Raw genomic sequence first — 16443 nt, forward strand, 5'->3', positions numbered from 1 at the left:
TCGGCATTGCGCGCTTTGGGGGGTCTTGTGGCTCCTGATCGTCCTGTGACTGATCGTCACAGTGGCGTGACTGTCCGCTATGGCATGGTCCATCGGCTTCCGTCGCTGATGAACACCTGGGAGGGCAATTCCATCGGTTTGGCCGACGCGGCTGGACAGATGGTGTAGTTGTAGTGCCGAGGACAAGCCGTTCGTCCTATAACCGACTCGACTCGCGTCCGCCATTTCGGGCAACGCGGGTCAAGGTGCAGAATTTAGAGGAAAGAACCGAGAAGGTTCGGTTCTCCCGAGGAGGCCGCTCATGACCGCTCGCACCCCTGATGCCGAGCCGCTGCTGACCCCGGCTGAGGTCGCCACCATGTTCCGCGTCGACCCCAAGACGGTCACGCGGTGGGCGAAGGCCGGCAAGCTCACGTCCATCCGTACGCTCGGCGGGCACCGCCGCTACCGCGAGGCCGAGGTCCGCGCACTGCTCGCGGGCATCCCGCAGCAGCGCAGCGAGGCCTGAACAACCGAATAACCGGGCAAACCGGCAGGTCCCCCAACCGGCCGAGGCGCCCGAACCCTAGCTCCAAGCGACGCGGGACCTGCCCCAACAGGCCCCTCGCCCAAGCCGAACAGCACGTTGCAGGCAGCGACACAGGGTGCGTCGTAGATCGCGCTGGACTCCGCCGGGTCCAGCGCGATCTTTTTTGTGCGCTGGTCGGGGGTGCGGGCGGGCGCTGTGAGCGGCCTTGTCGGAGTCTGGGCAGGGCTGTCGGAACGGCTGTGTGTGAGGCCTGAGCAGGGTGCAATTGCACATATTAAATTGACCCGTTGTAGGGCAGGGGTAAGTACCGCCCTTTCAAAAACTCATGCGGTGACTCCCGTCACACACCCCGGCGGTTGTTGCCGACGGCACGGGTGCGCTAGTGGAGCGGCACGCTCCAGCGTCCCACGCGGGAAGGGGTGTTGGGCCGGCGCCGGTCACGCGCTGCGGGGACGCTGGTCCTCGCCCTCCCCGTCGCCCGCTTCGGGGACCCGCGGGCCGGCGTCCATCGCCAGCCGCAGCAGGTGATGACAGATGGGGCAGTGGCGGGTGAGATGCCGGTAGGACGACGCGGCCGCGAGATGGGCCCTCAGCAGCGCCCGCGTCTCGTGCCTGACCGATGCCGCCATACGCCACCTCCGCGGACCGCACAGGGGAACGGGCCCTGTCTCCCTGGGTACCGACGGAAAGTGACGCCGTCAAGGCCACCGGCACCCGCTGAGGAAGAGGGAGGCGCCCCCCGCAGGGGCCTCCAGGCGACCCACCGTCCCGGAACACGAAGAAGGACCTCATGAGGGGCCCTCCGCCTCGGCAGGGTTGGAGCGGTGGTACGCGGAAGGGCCCGCTTCCGTTGCCGGATGCGGGCCCTTCTTTGATGCGGTCCTGACGGGATTTGAACCCGCGGCCTCCACCTTGACAGGGTGGCGAGCACTCCAAACTGCTCCACAGGACCAGGTTTCGCGGCGCTTGGTGCGTGCACTGCGCTGCGAGAAGAGACTGTACAGGAGGTGAGGCCGCCTGGTCGAACTCACCCCCTGTGCCCGTCCGATTACGGTACGGCCGCGTCGATCGCCTTCACGATCCGCTTGTCGGAGACGGGGTACGCGGTGCCGAGGGCGTGGGCGAAGTAGCTGACCCGCAGCTCCTCGATCATCCAGCGGATGTCCAGGACCGAGGAGGGGACCGGGCGGCCCTGGGGGAGCTGCTCCAGGAGCCAGGCGTACTCGTCCTGCATCTCGTGGACCTTCTCCATGCGCGTGGTGTCCCGCTGGACGTTCGTCGGCATCTGCTGCAGACGCCGGTCCACGGCCACCAGGTAGCGCATCAGGTCGGGCAGCCGCCGTATGCCCGCCCAGGTGACGAACCCCGGCTTCACGAGCGCGTCCAGCTGCTTGCGTACGTCCGTCAGGTTCGCCAGCAGCGCGGGGCTGCGCACGGCCTTCAGACGGCGCTCACACGCCTGCCAGGCGGCGAGGACCTGCTGCACCTGGGCGACCGTACGGACCGTCGTGTCGACGATCTCCGCGCGCACCTTGTCGTACAGCTTCCGGTACGACTCCTCGTCCCACACCGGACCCCCGAAGTCGGCGATCAGCTTGTCGGCCGCCGCCATCGCGCAGTCGTCGAACAGCGCCTGGATGGAGCCGTGCGGGTTGGCGGAGAGCGCCAGCTTCTGGGCGTTCGTCAGCTTCTCGGACGCGAACTTCGCCGGGTTCACGGGAATGTTGCGCAGGATCAGCCGCCGGGTGCCCTGCCACATGGCCTCGGCCTGCTCGGCCTCCGTGTCGAAGAGCCGCACCGAGACCGTGTCGCCGTCGTCCACCAGCGCCGGGTACGCCTTCACCGGCTGGCCGGCCCGGCGCGTCTCGAAGACCCGGGTCAGCGCGCCGATCGTCCAGTCGGTCAGACCCTTGCGCTCCAGGGACTCGCCGCCCTCACGGGACGCGGTCGCCGCTGCCGCCTGGGACAGGGCCTTGCGCGCCTTCGGCTTCAGCCGGAGCTTCAGCGCCTGGAGGTCCTTGTCCTCGGCCAGCTTCCGGCGCCGCTCGTCGACGATCCGGAAGGTGATCTTGAGGTGGTCGGGGACCCTCGACCAGTCGAAGTCGTCGGCCTCGAAGGGGACGCCGACCATGCGCTTCAGCTCGCGGGCCATCGTCACCGTCAGCGGCTCCTGCAGGGGCACCGCCTTCTCCAGGAACGCCTTGGCGTAGTTCGGCGCGGGCACGTAGTTGCGGCGGATCGGCTTCGGCAGGGAGCGGATCAGCTCCGTGACGACCTCCTCGCGCAGCCCCGGGATCTGCCAGTCGAAGCCCTCGTCCGTGACCTGGTTGAGGACCTGGAGCGGGATGTGGACCGTCACGCCGTCCGCGTCCGCGCCCGGCTCGAACTGGTACGTCACCCGGAACTTCAGCTGCCCCTGCCGCCAGGAGTCCGGGTAGTCGGCCTTGGTGACCGCCTCCGCCGACTCCCGGATGAGCATCTCCCGCTCGAAGTCCAGGAAGTCCGGCTGCTCGTGCCGCTTCCGCTTCCACCAGGAGTCGAAGTGCGCGCCGGACACGACGTGTTCGGGCACCCGCTGGTCGTAGAAGTCGAAGAGCGTGTCGTCGTCGACGACGATGTCCCGGCGCCGGGCGCGGTGCTCCAGCTCCTCGACCTCGCTCAGCAGCTTGCGGTTGTCGGCGAAGAACTTGTGGTGCGTGCGCCAGTCGCCCTCCACCAGCGCGTTGCGGATGAACAGCTCGCGGGAGGTCTCCGGATCGATGCGGCCGTAGTTCACCTTGCGCTGGGCGACGATCGGGACGCCGTACAGCGTGACCTTCTCGTACGCCATCACGGCCGCCTGGTCCTTCTCCCAGTGCGGTTCGCTGTACGTCCGCTTCAGCAGGTGCCCGGCGAGCGGTTCGACCCACTCCGGCTCGATCTTCGCGTTGACCCGCGCCCACAGCCGGCTCGTCTCCACCAGCTCGGCCGACATCACAAACTTCGGCTGCTTCTTGAACAGCGCCGAACCCGGGAAGATCGCGAACTTGGCGTTGCGGGCGCCCAGGTACTCGTTCTTGTTGCCCTCGCGTACGTCCTTCATCCCGATGTGGGACAGGAGGCCGGCGAGGAGGGAGGTGTGGATGCGGTCGGCCGGGGCGTCCTCGTCGCTGAGGTGGATGCCCATCTGCTTGGCGACCGTCCGCAGCTGGGTGTAGATGTCCTGCCATTCGCGGATGCGCAGGAAGTTCAGGTACTCCTGCTTGCACATCCGGCGGAAGGAGCTGGATCCGCGCTCCTTCTGCTGCTCGCGGACGTACCGCCACAGGTTGAGGTAGGCGAGGAAGTCGCTGGTCTCGTCCTTGAAGCGGGCGTGCTGCTGGTCGGCCTGGGTCTGCTTGTCGGCCGGGCGCTCGCGCGGGTCCTGGATGGACAGCGCGGCCGCGATGACCATGACCTCGCGGACACAGTCGTTCCGGTCGGCCTCCAGCACCATGCGGGCAAGACGCGGGTCGACGGGCAGCTGGGCCAGCTTGCGGCCGGTGTCGGTGAGGCGTTTGCGCGGGTCCTTCTGCGTGGCGTCCAGCGCGCCCAGCTCCTGCAGCAGCTGCACGCCGTCGCGGATGTTGCGGTGGTCCGGCGGGTCGATGAAGGGGAACTTCTCGATGTCGCCGAGGCCGGCCGCGGTCATCTGCAGGATGACGGAGGCGAGGTTCGTACGGAGGATCTCCGCGTCCGTGAACTCCGGGCGGGCGAGGAAGTCGTCCTCGGAGTACAGCCGGATGCAGATGCCGTCGCTGGTACGGCCGCAGCGGCCCTTGCGCTGATTGGCGCTGGCCTGCGAGACCGGCTCGATGGGCAGCCGCTGGACCTTGGTGCGGTGGCTGTAGCGGCTGATCCGGGCGAAGCCGGGGTCGATGACGTACTTGATGCCGGGGACGGTGAGGGACGTCTCGGCGACGTTGGTGGCCAGAACGATCCTGCGCCCGGTGTGCGGCTGGAACACGCGGTGCTGCTCGGCGTGCGAGAGCCGGGCGTACAGGGGCAGCACCTCGGTGAACCTGTACTTCTTCTTCTCCAGCGCGTCCGCGGTGTCCCGGATCTCCCGCTCACCGGAGAGGAAGACCAGGATGTCTCCCGGGCCCTCGGCCTGGAGCTCCTCGACCGCATCGCAGATGGCGGTGATCTGGTCCCGGTCGGCGTCGTCCGAGTCCTCCTCCAGCAGCGGCCGGTAGCGCACCTCCACCGGGTACGTCCGCCCGCTGACCTCGATGATCGGGGCGTCGCCGAAGTGCCGGGAGAAGCGCTCGGGGTCGATCGTCGCCGAGGTGATGACGACCTTGAGGTCCGGCCGCTTCGGCAGCAGCTGGGCCAGGTAACCGAGCAGGAAGTCGATGTTGAGGGACCGCTCGTGGGCCTCGTCGATGATGATCGTGTCGTAGGCGCGCAGCTCGCGGTCCGTCTGGATCTCGGCGAGCAGGATGCCGTCCGTCATCAGCTTGATGAACGTGGCCTCCGGGTTCACCTGGTCGGTGAACCGCACCTTCCAGCCGACGGCCTCGCCGAGCGGCGTCCGCATCTCCTCCGCGACGCGCTCGGCGACCGTACGGGCGGCGATGCGCCGGGGCTGCGTGTGCCCGATCATGCCGCGCACGCCGCGCCCCAGCTCCAGACAGATCTTCGGGATCTGCGTGGTCTTGCCGGAGCCGGTCTCACCGGCCACGATGACGACCTGGTGATCGCGGATGGCCGCCGCGATCTCGTCCTTCTTCTGGCTGACCGGCAGCTGCTCCGGATAGCCGATGGCGGGCACACGGGAGCGCCGCTCGGCCATCCGGGCCTCGGCCTTGCCGACCTCCGCCTCGATCTCGGCGAGGACGGCGGCACGGGCCTCCGGCTTACGGATCTTGCGCGCGCCCTCGAGCCGCCGGCCGAGCCGATGCGCGTCGCGCAGCGACAACTCGGTCAGACGGGGGGCGAGGGTGCCGAGAGCGGGGGCGGGATGCGTAGACATACGGGATCCAGGATCGCACCCCGCCCGAAAAACACGCGAACGATTTCACCGGGGGTGCCTAGGGGGTGCGCTGGGCGGGTGCCGTGGAGGCGGCCGGCTCGGTGTGCTGCCGGGGTGCCGCGTCCCTGAGGGCGATCGACTTCGCCGTGTTGGAGACGGCCTTGATGCCCAGGTAGGCGGTCGTCATGCTGCTCACGGCGGTGAACGCGGCGGTCAGGACGCCGACGATCACGGACTTGTCGCCGTCGAGCCGCCACACCCCGAAGATCGCGACACCGGCGATCGCGAGATTGCTGACGACGACCGCGAGCAGCCCGTACCGCGCCCGGTCCTTCTCCAGCTCGGTCTCCGGTATCGCTCTGACCTGGTCCTGGTTCATCTCCCCGTTCCCCCGTTCCGCAGCTGCGCCACCCGTGCGTCCACCTGCGCTCGGTCGTACCCGCGCCGGACGATGTCGAAAACCGGCGGCGCCCCGGATGCCGTACCCGCGGCCATCCCGGCCAGATACGCGTCCACCTGGGCGCGGTCGTAACCACGCCGGGCGATGTCGAAACCCTGGAAATCCTGGAAGCCGTCAGCCATGAATGTCCCCCACGACGAAGGCCCCGTCCGCTGAATGGGGCGCGGCCTGATCATAGGGCCCTCCACGCGGACGACGGCTGCTGGGCAAGTGTCGTACTCGACATATGGTCGGTCCGCTGCTTCACTTCTGATATGGCATCAATTCGCTTGACGCGCCCGACACTTGAAGTGATCAAGGTGTTGATGGCGTCGACGTCCGACAACCCCGCATGGGGGCTGAAGATCTGCGAGGAGGCCGATCTGGGCTCGGGGACGGTCTACCCCATCCTGGAGCGGCTGATGGACGCCGGTTGGGTCACCCGGTACGAGGAGAAGGGTGATCATCCGGGGCGACCCAAGCGGTTCTACTACGAGCTGACCGCGGTCGGCCGACAAGCCGCCCACGAGGCCGGGCAGCGCAAGCCCCGCTTGTTCGGGCTGCGCACGGCAGCTGAGGGGGGCGGGTCGTGAATGCGGACGAGCGGCTCGAACAGGCACGTGATGAGGCGCGTGCCGCGTTCGAAGGAGTGCTTGCCGACGTTGCCGGGACCGCTCGTGCGCGAGCGCTCGCTGTCGCGGCGGTGGTCGCACCGTTCCTGGCCGGCACCTTGGCAGCGGTCTTCTTGCTCGTCGGCTACCTCCTGGACACGGTTTTCCCCGGGGCGCCGATCGCCCAGACGGTGATCACCAGCGGCTGGGTGTTCGGAGCCGTGAGTGCGGCGGCGCTCCTCGTCGCATCCGTCGGGCTGCTGCTCACCGCCCTGCGTCATCGCCTGTCGGCGGAGGAGGACCCTGAGGCGTCAGAGAGCCCGGCCCGCCCCCTTGGCGGTGCGGCCCGCCGAACCCTGGGACTGGCCTACCTCGTCGTCGGCGAACGCAGGGCACACCTCAGGGAGGAGTGGGCCGCGGTCCTCACCGGCGACCCGGACAACGGCATCGTGCTTTCTCCGGGGCGCAGGATGCGCTACGCCATCGGTTTCCTCTGGGCGGCGCTTCGCATGCGGATGCGTGACCTTGCCGCTCCTTTGTGGATGCCTGTCGACTGGCTCCTGTCGGCCGAGTCGCGCACGCGAGGAGCCGTCGCGCTCACCGTCGGTGCTCAGGTGGTGTACGTCGAGTACCAGGACGGATTCCATGCCCTGGTGACCGAGGGCTGGGGCTGGTGTGCCGGTTGTGGTGTGGCGCTCCGGCTGTTCGTCGGCTGGTTGCGGAAGATCCGGGGCATCGAGCTTGCCGCGATCCGCAGCGATCCCAGCAGCCCCGGTCCCAGCTGAGGATCGTCGGTGTACCGGTTGGCGTAGGCGGCACGAAAGAGCCCGTACGCGGCACGAAAGAGCCCCTCCCCGGTGGAATCGGGGAGGGGCTCATGCCCGGACAGGGCGGCTGTGGCTGGGGCCGGGGTCGAACCGGCGACCTTCCGCTTTTCAGGCGGACGCTCGTACCAACTGAGCTACCCAGCCACGGTGTTTCACGTGAAACACCAGCGGTCCTGACGGGATTTGAACCCGCGGCCTCCACCTTGACAGGGTGGCGAGCACTCCAAACTGCTCCACAGGACCAAGCTTGCGTGCAACAGTGTCGCACACGGTATTGCGTGCCCCCAACGGGATTCGAACCCGTGCTACCGCCTTGAAAGGGCGGCGTCCTAGGCCGCTAGACGATGAGGGCTATCGGCCCGCCTGGGCGCTTCTCAGCGCGTCGGGGACGTGAGAAGCATATGGGATGGCGGGGAGTATCGCCAAAACGGTTTACGGCGCCGGGGCGGACGAGGTGGCGGAGGAGGGGGACGGGGTGCTCCGGGAAGGCGTGCTCCTCGGTCGGTTCTCGTCCGCCAGATGGCGGCTGACCTCGGCCGTCGTCTCGCCCAGCCCGCCCAGCTTGATCGCGTCCCAGGCCTGGAGACGGTGGCTGTCGCGGTCGAAGTACAGGATCGAGGCCTCGATGGGCGCGGGGTACTTGTGTTCCACCGCCCGCAGCCCGCTGCCGCCCGTGGAGCCCTCCATGCGCAGCCGGGTGCCGTAGGGCAGCATCTCGTCCCCCTCGTGATGCAGATGGCCGCACAGCACCAGCGGCACCTCGCCGTCCGTCTCCCGGGCCGCGGACGGCTCGTGGGCGATCGCGACATCGACCGGGGTGCCGGCCGCCTTCTGGTCGCGCAGGGCGCTGGCCAGACGGTCTCCCGCCAGCTGCTCGGCCGCGTTCCCGCCCGGCACCACCGAGCGGTCCGGGGTGAACTGCGGATCGCCGATGCCCGCGAAACGCAGGCCCGCGACGGTCTGCGCCCGGCCGTCGTCCAGGACGTGCACGTTCTTCATCCGCTGCAGATAGCGCTGGGTGACCCGGGAGTCGTGGTTGCCGCGCACCCAGACGTACGGCACGCCCAGGTCCCGGATCGGGTCCAGGAAGCCGTTCTCCGCCGCCGTGCCGTGGTCCATCGTGTCGCCGGAGTCGACGATCACGTTCACCTTGTACTGCTCCACGAGCGAGGCGATGATCTTCCAGCTCGCCGGGTTGAGGTGGATGTCCGACACGTGCAGGACCCGGATGGTGGAGGGGTCCGGCTGGTAGGCCGGGAGCGTGGAGGTGACGTCGTAGAGCTTCGTCACGTTCGTCACCAGGCGGGCCAGCTCCTGCTGGTAGACGTTGAACTCCGTGACGATGCTGCGCGCGTTGCCGACCACCGACGGCGCCGAGCTGAGCAGCCCGGAGAACTTCGGCTCGAGGATCGACTTCGGGTTCCAGGTGGCGTACGCGCTCGCCCCGGACGCGGCCAGCAGGGCCAGGGCGAGGCCGCCGGCGGTCAGGGCGCGGCGGGGGCTGCGGTAGACGGCGAGGCCGAGGGCCGTGGCGCCGGCGACCACGGCGACACAGGAGCGCAGGGCGAGGTCCAGCGTGCCGTGCTCGACGTCCCTGGCGACCTCGTCCTGGAGGCCGGAGATCCGCTCCGGGTGGTCGACCAGGGCCTGGGAGCGCAGCGGGTCCAGCTGGTCGACGTTGACGTCCAGGCGGAGGGGCGCCACATGGCTGTCCAGGGTGAGGGCGCCCAGCGGTGAGACGTTGATCTTCGTGCCGCCGCTGAGCGACGGGCGCAGCGCCATGGTCGTGTTCATCGGGCCGACCGGGGCCCGTACGTTTCCGACGATCAGCAGGCCCAGCCACGCGCCGACCAGGACGACGGCCGTCAGGGCGAGGGCGTGGAGCCAGGGGCGGGGGCGGGCGGCGAGCTCCAGGGCGGGCAGCCCGCGGGTGCCGGGGCGGGCGGGGTCGGCGGGGTCGGCGGGACGTATGCGGTTCGTCATCGTGCGGAGGGCGGCGGCAAAGACGCGGACCATTGGTGCCGTATGCCCGTGTACCGGGCCGGATATGCGGTGCCGCACCCCTCCCGTACGGGCCCTCGTACCGGACAATGACGGTGTGCTGGAGATGACGCGCGAGGAGTTCGAGGAACTGGTCGCCGAGGCGCTCGACCGGATCCCGCCGGAGCTGATGCGGCTCATGGACAACGTGGCGGTGTTCGTGGAGGACGAACCGCCCGCCCATGACCCCGGGCTGCTCGGCCTGTACGAGGGCACGCCGCTGACCGAGCGGGGCGAGTGGTACGCGGGCGTGCTGCCCGACCGGATCACCGTCTACCGGGGGCCGACGCTGCGGATGTGCGACAACCGCGAGGACGTCGTCGCGGAGACCGAGGTGACCGTGGTGCACGAGATCGCCCACCACTTCGGCATCGACGACGCCCGGCTGCACGCCCTCGGGTACGGCTGACCTGCCGGGGGGCGCGGGCTTGCGTCGTCGGGTGCGGGTGGCCCCTGTGGGGCGTCCGTGCCGTCGTCGTCCTGCGGGGCGCGTGTCCTCTTGTGGGCGGCGGGAGTTGGGAAGGTTGACTCCTTTCCTTTGCTCCGGAGGTGGCCGCCGTGCGCCCCTTGTCCGTACCCGTCCGGCTCACCGTCACGGTGCTGGCCCTCGCCGCTGCCGCCGGCTGTGTGAACGTGGGTGACGACGCGGGCCGGGCCAGGCCCGCGCACTCGGCGGGGCAGCATGGCGGCGCCGCGCCCGACGGCGGCCCGGGGGGCGGCTCCGGAGGCTTCGGCGGGCACGGCGGCGCGGCCGGTGACGGAAAGCACGAACACGGCGGCAAGACCGAGCCGGGCAAGGAGTCGGCCTCCCCGTCGGCCACCGCCCCGTCCGGCGCGGGCAGCTCGCCCGCGGCCCCGGCGAAGCCCGGCAAGCCCGGCAGGACCGTCGACCCCGGGAACCCAGGGCCGACCAACGCCCCGCCGACCCCGCCGGTCACCTCCGCCCCGCCCGAGCCGCCCGCCTCCACCCCGCCGCCGGCGACCTCACAGCCCCCGTCGGCCGAGCCGTCCTCCTCCGCCCACGAGGCGACGGGAACCCAGCTCGTCCAGCGCGAACCGGCTCCGGAGCCCGGGGTGGACGGCGGAGCGTGATCTCCGGGGCTGATGGATACGCGGCTCACCTGCGGAAACGGCGCCGGTTTGCCTTCAGGGGTGGTGGGTGCGTATGGTGGTAGATCGTTTGATCCCATTTGCCCGGCGCCACCACAGAGCGCGCCGTGTGGCGCGTACTCTCCTTTGCCGTGGCGGACCGCATTGAGGCGGTCGTGAGCGAATCACGGAGTTGACGGGCGCGTGCCGAAGAGACTCCGGAAGGTTTCGCATTCGCATGTCCGTGTCCAGTACTGATCAGTTCGTCGTGTCCGAGAACGAGCTCGCCGAGTTCGAGGGCGACCTCGCCGACGCGACGACCGAGATCACCGAGGCCCCCGAGGCCGCTGACACCACCCAGACCCAGACCCCCCAGATCACCTTCGCCGACCTCGGCCTGCCCGAGGGCGTCGTGCGCAAGCTCGCGCAGAACGGTGTGACGACCCCCTTCCCGATCCAGGCCGCGACCATCCCGGACGCCCTGGCCGGCAAGGACATCCTCGGCCGGGGCCGCACCGGCTCCGGCAAGACCCTCTCCTTCGGTCTGCCGACCCTGGCCCAGCTGGCCGGCGGCCGCACCGAGAAGAAGCGGCCCCGCGCGGTCATCCTCACCCCGACCCGCGAGCTGGCCATGCAGGTCGCCGACGCCCTCCAGCCGTACGGCGACGTCGTCGGCCTGAAGATGAAGGTCGTCTGCGGCGGCACCTCGATGGGCAACCAGATCTACGCCCTGGAGCGCGGTGTCGACATCCTCGTCGCCACCCCGGGCCGCCTGCGCGACATCATCAACCGCGGCGCCTGCTCCCTGGAGGACGTGCAGATCGCCGTCCTCGACGAGGCCGACCAGATGTCCGACCTGGGCTTCCTGCCCGAGGTCACCGAGCTGCTCGACCAGGTCCCGGCCGGCGGCCAGCGCATGCTCTTCTCCGCCACGATGGAGAACGAGATCCAGACCCTGGTCGACCGCTACCTGAACAGCCCCGTCTCCCACGAGGTGGACGCGGCCCAGGGCGCGGTGACGACCATGTCGCACCACATCCTCATCGTGAAGCCCAAGGACAAGGCGCCGGTCACCGCCGCGATCGCCTCCCGCAAGGGCCGCACGATCATCTTCGTCCGCACCCAGCTGGGCGCCGACCGCGTCGCCGAGCAGCTGCGCGACGCCGGTGTGAAGGCCGACGCGCTGCACGGCGGCATGACCCAGGGCGCGCGCACCCGCACCCTGGCCGACTTCAAGGACGGCTACGTCAACGTCCTGGTCGCCACCGACGTCGCCGCCCGCGGCATCCACGTCGACGGCATCGACCTGGTCCTGAACGTGGACCCGGCCGGCGACCACAAGGACTACCTGCACCGCGCCGGCCGTACCGCGCGGGCGGGCCGTACCGGCACGGTCGTGTCGCTCTCCCTGCCGCACCAGCGCCGCCAGATCTTCCGCCTCATGGAGGACGCCGGCGTCGACGCGGCCCGCCACATCATCCAGGGCGCCGGCGCCTTCGACCCGGAGGTCGCCGAGATCACCGGCGCCCGCTCCATGACCGAGGTCCAGGCCGAGTCCGCGAACAACGCCGCCCAGCAGGCCGAGCGCGAGGTCGCCCAGCTCACCAAGGAGCTGGAGCGCGCCCAGCGCCGTGCGACCGAGCTGCGCGAGGAGGCCGACCGGCTGGTCGCCCGGGTCGCCCGTGAGCGCGGCGAGGACCCGGAGGCCGCGGTGGCCGAGGCCCAGGCGACGGCGGCGGAGGAGCTCGCGGCCGTGGCCGAGGAGCCGGTGGCGCGGGAGACCGAGCGCGAGGAGCGTCCGGCGGCTTCGGCGCCGTACGAGCGCCGGGAGCGCCGTGGCTTCGACCGGGACCGCGGTTTCGACCGGGACCGTGGTGAGCGGGGCTTCGAGCGCCGTGAGGAGCGGGGCGAGCGCGGTGGCCGCGGCTTCGAGCGTCGCGACGAGCGCCGTCCGTTCGACCGCGACCGTGGTGACCGCGGTTTCGAGCGCCGTGAGGAGCGGGGCGACCGTGGTGGCCGTGGCTTCGAGCGCCGTGACGACCGCCGGGACGACCGCCGTCCGTTCGACCGTGACCGCCGTGACGACCGCGGTGGCCGTTCCTTCGACCGGGACCGCGGTGACCGTGGTGGCCGTGGCTTCGAGCGTCGCGACGAGCGTCGGGACGACCGCCGTCCGTTCGACCGTGACCGTCGTGACGACCGCGGTGGCCGCTCCTTCGACCGCGACCGTGGCGACCGGGCCGGCTTCCGCCGGGACGAGCGCGGCGGGCACCGGGGCAGCGACCGTCCGTTCAACCGTGACCGCCGCGACGACCGCCCGGGCTTCCGCTCCGGCGGCCACGAGCGCCCCTACGGCCGCCGTGACGACCACCGTGGCAACGGCTCCTCCTTCGGCCGCCGCGAGGACAAGCCGCGCTGGAAGCGCAACGGCTGACGCCGAGTGACTTCCGGGTGACCCGGGAAGGGCCCGTACGACTCCGGTCGTACGGGCCCTTTTCCGTCACCGGGTGACGCATGTCACGCCCCCGCCGAGGGAATTGCTGGGGGCATGACAGAAGATGCGAGAGTGAGTGGGCCGTCGGACGAGGAACGGCTGGCCCAGCTCGGTTACACCCAGGTCCTGGCGCGCCGGATGTCGGCGTTCTCGAACTACGCCGTCTCCTTCACGATCATCTCGGTCCTGTCCGGCTGCCTGACCCTCTACCTCTTCGGCATGACCACCGGCGGCCCCGCGGTGATCACCTGGGGCTGGGTGGCGGTGGGCCTCATGACACTGTTCGTCGGCCTGTCGATGGCCGAGATCTGCTCGGCGTACCCGACGTCGGCCGGCCTGTACTTCTGGGCGCACCGCCTCGCACCACCCCGCTCGGCGGCGGCCTGGGCCTGGTTCACCGGCTGGTTCAACGTGCTGGGCCAGGTCGCGGTGACCGCCGGCATCGACTTCGGCGCGGCCTCCTTCCTCGGCGCGTACCTGAACCTGCAGTTCGGCTTCGAGGTGACCCCGGGCCGCACGGTCCTGCTGTTCGCGGCGATCCTCGTCCTGCACGGCCTGCTGAACACCTTCGGCGTGCGGATCGTCGCGTTCCTGAACGACGTGAGCGTGTGGTGGCACGTGCTGGGCGTGGCGGTGATCGTCGGCGCGCTTGCCTTCGTCCCCGACCACCACCAGTCGGCGACGTTCGTCTTCACGAAGTTCGTCAACGAGACGGGCTGGGGCAGCGGCCCGTACGTCGTCCTCCTCGGCCTCCTCATGGCCCAGTACACCTTCACCGGCTACGACGCCTCCGCCCACATGACCGAGGAGACCCACGACGCGGCCACGGCCGGCCCGAAGGGCATCGTCCGCTCGATCTGGACCTCCTGGATCGCCGGCTTCGTCCTCCTGCTCGGCTTCACCTTCGCGATCCAGTCGTACGACAAGGAACTGACGTCCCCGACGGGCGCGCCCCCGGCCCAGATCCTGCTGGACGCGTTGGGAGCGACGACGGGCAAGCTCCTGCTCCTCGTCGTGATCGGCGCCCAGCTCTTCTGCGGCATGGCCTCGGTGACCGCCAACAGCCGCATGATCTACGCCTTTTCCCGCGACGGCGCGCTGCCCTTCTCCGGCATCTGGCACACGGTCAGCCCGCGCACCCGCACCCCCGTGGCGGCGGTCTGGCTGGCCGCACTGGGCGCCCTGGCCCTCGGCCTGCCCTATCTGATCAACTCGACGGCGTACGCCGCGGTGACCTCGATCGCCGTCATCGGCCTCTACATCGCCTACGTCATCCCGACCTTCCTGCGGGTCCGCAGGGGTGCGGCCTTCGAACGCGGGCCCTGGCACCTGGGCCGCTGGTCGAGGGCGATCGGGGTCGTCTCGGTGGTGTGGGTGGTCGCGATCACGGTCCTCTTCATGCTCCCGCAGGTCTCCCCGGTCACCTCGAAGACGTTCAACTACGCCCCCGTCGCCGTCCTGGTCGTCCTCGGCTTCGCCGCGACCTGGTGGCTGGCCTCGGCCCGCCACTGGTTCCTCGCCGAGCAGCGGACCCGGGTCGCGAACCTGGTCGAAAAGTGACGATCCGGCGCCTCGCCGCCCGCCCGACGCGGCCGCGTCACCGATACCCGATCGGAGACCCGGCCTCGTCCGGCTATGCTCGGACAGGCAACATCGCCTGGGCCCTTAGCTCAATTGGCAGAGCAGTGGACTTTTAATCCATTGGTTGTGGGTTCGAGTCCCACAGGGCCTACGGCTGGTAGGCGGGGGATATGGCCTCTGACCTGCTACGCAGCGCCTGAGTCGGCTTCGGCTGGCTCGGGCGCTGCGGCGTTTTCGGGCGTGTGCGTGAGCGATGCGTGAGCGGACGAAAGAGAAGCGTCAGCCGGCCGTCCCACGCATTGATGCTCGGCATGTTCTTGGAACCGTGCGAAGGCGGGAGCGTGGGGTGCGGTGGCGGCGAGGGTGTAGGTGGCGATGGTCAGGCCCGGGACGGCGGGGATTTCGAGGGCGTCGTAGTCGAGGTCGAGGTCGCCGACGTCGGGGTGGTGGAAGTCGGCCTCTCGCTGGCCGCAGCGGTGGCGCTCGTCGCCGCCCTCGCCGCCCCCCGCATGGCCATCGCTCTTGGGCGCGGCCAGGAGGTTCGGTGAATCGCGCCCCCAGCGGCAGCACCGAACAGCTGCGCCACCACCTGGGCCGGGCAAGGACAACGGCGTCACGGAAGCTGAGCTGATCGAGCTGATCGAGGCGATCACCCACCTCGCCTGCTACGCGGGCCGGCCCCCCCCATGTCCGCCATGGCGTCGCCAAGGACCTCTTCCAGCCCTGGCCGAACCCGCCGACCACCGACCGACCGAACACCGACCCACCGCCGCACTCCGCGTCCGCGCGGCCTTCGAAGACCGAGGATCAACGCATGGAGCTGCTCATCAGCTGGGCGCCGACGGCCGACAGGACCTGTGCGGGGTCGGCATCCGTGATGCCCTTGCTGATACCCCAGGCGATCGGCGCCCGCCAGGGCAGTGCCTGGCGCAACGTGCTGTGTGGCAGATAGGGAACCGCCATGGTCGGCAAGGGAGTCAGGGCCGCCCCCACCGGACGAACCGCTCGCGCGCGGGTAACCGCACGGTCGGGCGGCGTCCGCCCGCGGCCCTCAGCGCCCCACGCCGTCCCGCCCCGCGCCCCCCGCCGCCCCATAGGCCCGCAGGAACGCCGCCACGCCGCCCCTGATCAGGTGGTCCGTCTCCGCCGGGGGGAGGGGGAGGACGCCGTAGTGGGTGGACTGGACGAGGGTGTGGGTCGTCAGGGCCATGAAGTGGGCGGCGGCCATGGGCGCGTCGCCGTGCGGGTCGAGCAGGCCGGCCTCGGCGAGGTGCGTCATCGCCTCGGCGACGGCCCGGCCGACCGGCTCCGGGCCCGCCTCGTGCCAGGCCTTCAGGACCTCCGGCGGCACATGGTCGGCCTCGGCGTGGATGTGGCGGACGAGGGCGAAGTGGTTCGGGTACTCGGTCATGAGGTCGGCGAACCCGCGGGCCAGGGCGACCAGATCGCGCTCCAGGTCGCCGGGGTGCGGGGGGCGTTCCGGGTCCAGCACCGCGCGCAGGCGGGCCAGTTGGGCGTCACGGACCTCACTGGACGTCCAGGTCACCACGGTCTGGAAGAGCTGCGCCTTGCCGCCGGGGAAGTGGTTGTAGAGCGTGCGCGTGGAGACGCCGGCCTCGGCGGCCAGCGCGTCGACCGAGGCGCGCGCGTAGCCCTCGCGGCCGAAGACCGTGCAGGACGCGCTCGCGATCGCCATCTGCTTCTCCAGCTTGCGCGGTGAGACCTCGCGTCGCGCCTGCGCCACCCGCGCCTCGTTCGTTTCGCCCACGCCTGCCTCCTGTCGTCCTCCTCCGACCGGCCACTCTAGCCGACTTACAACGAGCGTTGCACTTTCTACAAC

At 70.3% G+C, this 16443-nt stretch carries 15 protein-coding genes and 5 tRNA genes; 8 read left to right on the plus strand and 12 right to left on the minus strand.

The features are described 5' to 3' along the window. The first annotated feature begins 301 nt into the window (after nucleotides 1-301). A complete protein-coding gene (gene bldC, locus ABB07_RS20250) occupies nucleotides 302-508 on the plus strand; it encodes a developmental transcriptional regulator BldC (RefSeq protein WP_003949541.1) in 207 nt (68 codons plus the stop codon). A gap of 458 nt (nucleotides 509-966) precedes the next feature. Here bldC and ABB07_RS20255 read toward each other — a convergent pair whose 3' ends face one another. The 5 genes from ABB07_RS20255 to ABB07_RS20275 form a co-directional block, all read right to left on the minus strand. Further along, nucleotides 967-1158: a DUF6274 family protein gene (locus tag ABB07_RS20255; protein ID WP_208900024.1), complete on the minus strand. Its 192-nt coding sequence runs from the start codon at nucleotides 1156-1158 to the stop codon at nucleotides 967-969. Nucleotides 1159-1406: 248 nt separating this feature from the next. Next, nucleotides 1407-1481: transfer RNA gene (locus tag ABB07_RS20260), tRNA-Asp, on the minus strand. 96 nt (nucleotides 1482-1577) lie between these two features. After that, the gene (gene hrpA, locus ABB07_RS20265; protein ID WP_208900025.1) at nucleotides 1578-5522 is read right to left on the minus strand and encodes an ATP-dependent RNA helicase HrpA; all 3945 of its coding nucleotides are present in this window, start codon (nucleotides 5520-5522) and stop codon (nucleotides 1578-1580) included. 58 nt (nucleotides 5523-5580) lie between these two features. Then, a complete protein-coding gene (locus tag ABB07_RS20270) occupies nucleotides 5581-5901 on the minus strand; it encodes a hypothetical protein (protein ID WP_244189437.1) in 321 nt (106 codons plus the stop codon). Further along, nucleotides 5898-6104 (minus strand): DivIVA domain-containing protein, encoded by a 207-nt coding sequence (locus ABB07_RS20275; RefSeq protein ID WP_208900026.1) that lies wholly within the window; start codon nucleotides 6102-6104, stop codon nucleotides 5898-5900. Before ABB07_RS20275 ends, ABB07_RS20270 begins: the two co-directional genes overlap by 4 nt. Nucleotides 6105-6287: 183 nt before the next feature. Here ABB07_RS20275 and ABB07_RS20280 point away from each other — a divergent pair, with 183 nt between their 5' ends. Then, nucleotides 6288-6554: a PadR family transcriptional regulator gene (locus ABB07_RS20280; RefSeq protein WP_244189438.1), complete on the plus strand. Its 267-nt coding sequence runs from the start codon at nucleotides 6288-6290 to the stop codon at nucleotides 6552-6554. Continuing rightward, complete coding sequence (locus tag ABB07_RS20285; protein ID WP_208900028.1) at nucleotides 6551-7357, plus strand: hypothetical protein; 807 nt, start codon at nucleotides 6551-6553, stop codon at nucleotides 7355-7357. The genes ABB07_RS20280 and ABB07_RS20285 overlap by 4 nt, the downstream gene beginning before the upstream one ends. 112 nt (nucleotides 7358-7469) lie before the next feature. Here the strand turns inward: ABB07_RS20285 and ABB07_RS20290 are convergent. From ABB07_RS20290 to ABB07_RS20305, 4 genes are all read right to left on the minus strand, one after another. Beyond that, nucleotides 7470-7543, minus strand: a tRNA-Phe gene (locus ABB07_RS20290). 24 nt (nucleotides 7544-7567) lie between these two features. Then, a tRNA-Asp gene (locus ABB07_RS20295) sits at nucleotides 7568-7642 on the minus strand. Between the two features lie 36 nt (nucleotides 7643-7678). After that, nucleotides 7679-7751, minus strand: a tRNA-Glu gene (locus tag ABB07_RS20300). A gap of 80 nt (nucleotides 7752-7831) precedes the next feature. Next, the gene (locus ABB07_RS20305; protein WP_208900029.1) at nucleotides 7832-9415 is read right to left on the minus strand and encodes a metallophosphoesterase family protein; all 1584 of its coding nucleotides are present in this window, start codon (nucleotides 9413-9415) and stop codon (nucleotides 7832-7834) included. An 82-nt stretch (nucleotides 9416-9497) separates the two neighbouring features. On the opposite strand from ABB07_RS20305, the gene ABB07_RS20310 reads away from it, so the two are divergent. The 5 genes from ABB07_RS20310 (at nucleotide 9498) to ABB07_RS20330 (ending at nucleotide 14754) form a co-directional block, all read left to right on the plus strand. Continuing rightward, on the plus strand, nucleotides 9498-9848 hold the full coding sequence (locus ABB07_RS20310; RefSeq protein WP_142218716.1) for a metallopeptidase family protein: 351 nt from the start codon (nucleotides 9498-9500) through the stop codon (nucleotides 9846-9848). 149 nt (nucleotides 9849-9997) lie between these two features. After that, nucleotides 9998-10531 carry a hypothetical protein gene (locus ABB07_RS20315; protein WP_208900030.1) on the plus strand — a complete coding sequence of 178 codons (534 nt, stop codon included), beginning with the start codon at nucleotides 9998-10000 and terminating at the stop codon, nucleotides 10529-10531. Nucleotides 10532-10766: 235 nt separating this feature from the next. Further along, a complete protein-coding gene (locus ABB07_RS20320; protein ID WP_208900031.1) occupies nucleotides 10767-12962 on the plus strand; it encodes a DEAD/DEAH box helicase in 2196 nt (731 codons plus the stop codon). A 114-nt stretch (nucleotides 12963-13076) separates the two neighbouring features. Further along, a complete protein-coding gene (locus tag ABB07_RS20325) occupies nucleotides 13077-14582 on the plus strand; it encodes an amino acid permease (protein ID WP_208900032.1) in 1506 nt (501 codons plus the stop codon). A 99-nt stretch (nucleotides 14583-14681) separates the two neighbouring features. Then, nucleotides 14682-14754 (plus strand) — tRNA-Lys (locus ABB07_RS20330). A 34-nt stretch (nucleotides 14755-14788) separates the two neighbouring features. Here the strand turns inward: ABB07_RS20330 and ABB07_RS20335 are convergent. From ABB07_RS20335 to ABB07_RS20345, 3 genes are all read right to left on the minus strand, one after another. Then, nucleotides 14789-15256, minus strand: coding sequence for an MmyB family transcriptional regulator (locus ABB07_RS20335; RefSeq protein WP_244189439.1), 468 nt, complete (start codon nucleotides 15254-15256; stop codon nucleotides 14789-14791). A gap of 154 nt (nucleotides 15257-15410) precedes the next feature. Then, on the minus strand, nucleotides 15411-15566 hold the full coding sequence (locus tag ABB07_RS20340; RefSeq protein ID WP_208900033.1) for a hypothetical protein: 156 nt from the start codon (nucleotides 15564-15566) through the stop codon (nucleotides 15411-15413). 88 nt (nucleotides 15567-15654) lie between these two features. Next, entirely contained in the window at nucleotides 15655-16371 is a 717-nt protein-coding gene (locus ABB07_RS20345; RefSeq protein WP_208900034.1) for a TetR/AcrR family transcriptional regulator, read from the minus strand. Nucleotides 16372-16443: the final 72 nt, after the last annotated feature.

The sequence above is a fragment of the Streptomyces incarnatus genome, assembly GCF_001027185.1.
Lineage (GTDB): Bacteria > Actinomycetota > Actinomycetes > Streptomycetales > Streptomycetaceae > Streptomyces > Streptomyces puniciscabiei.

Excerpts from the sequence above, each read along its gene's own strand:
- bldC (WP_003949541.1), top strand. The coding sequence starts at position 302 with ATGACCGCTCGCACCCCTGATGCCGAGCCGCTGCTGACCCCGGCTGAG.
- ABB07_RS20255 (WP_208900024.1), bottom strand. The coding sequence starts at position 1,158 with ATGGCGGCATCGGTCAGGCACGAGACGCGGGCGCTGCTGAGGGCCCAT.
- hrpA (WP_208900025.1), bottom strand. The coding sequence starts at position 5,522 with ATGTCTACGCATCCCGCCCCCGCTCTCGGCACCCTCGCCCCCCGTCTG.
- ABB07_RS20270 (WP_244189437.1), bottom strand. The coding sequence starts at position 5,901 with ATGAACCAGGACCAGGTCAGAGCGATACCGGAGACCGAGCTGGAGAAG.
- ABB07_RS20275 (WP_208900026.1), bottom strand. The coding sequence starts at position 6,104 with ATGGCTGACGGCTTCCAGGATTTCCAGGGTTTCGACATCGCCCGGCGT.
- ABB07_RS20280 (WP_244189438.1), top strand. The coding sequence starts at position 6,288 with ATGGCGTCGACGTCCGACAACCCCGCATGGGGGCTGAAGATCTGCGAG.
- ABB07_RS20305 (WP_208900029.1), bottom strand. The coding sequence starts at position 9,415 with ATGGTCCGCGTCTTTGCCGCCGCCCTCCGCACGATGACGAACCGCATA.
- ABB07_RS20320 (WP_208900031.1), top strand. The coding sequence starts at position 10,767 with ATGTCCGTGTCCAGTACTGATCAGTTCGTCGTGTCCGAGAACGAGCTC.
- ABB07_RS20325 (WP_208900032.1), top strand. The coding sequence starts at position 13,077 with ATGACAGAAGATGCGAGAGTGAGTGGGCCGTCGGACGAGGAACGGCTG.
- ABB07_RS20340 (WP_208900033.1), bottom strand. The coding sequence starts at position 15,566 with ATGGCGGTTCCCTATCTGCCACACAGCACGTTGCGCCAGGCACTGCCC.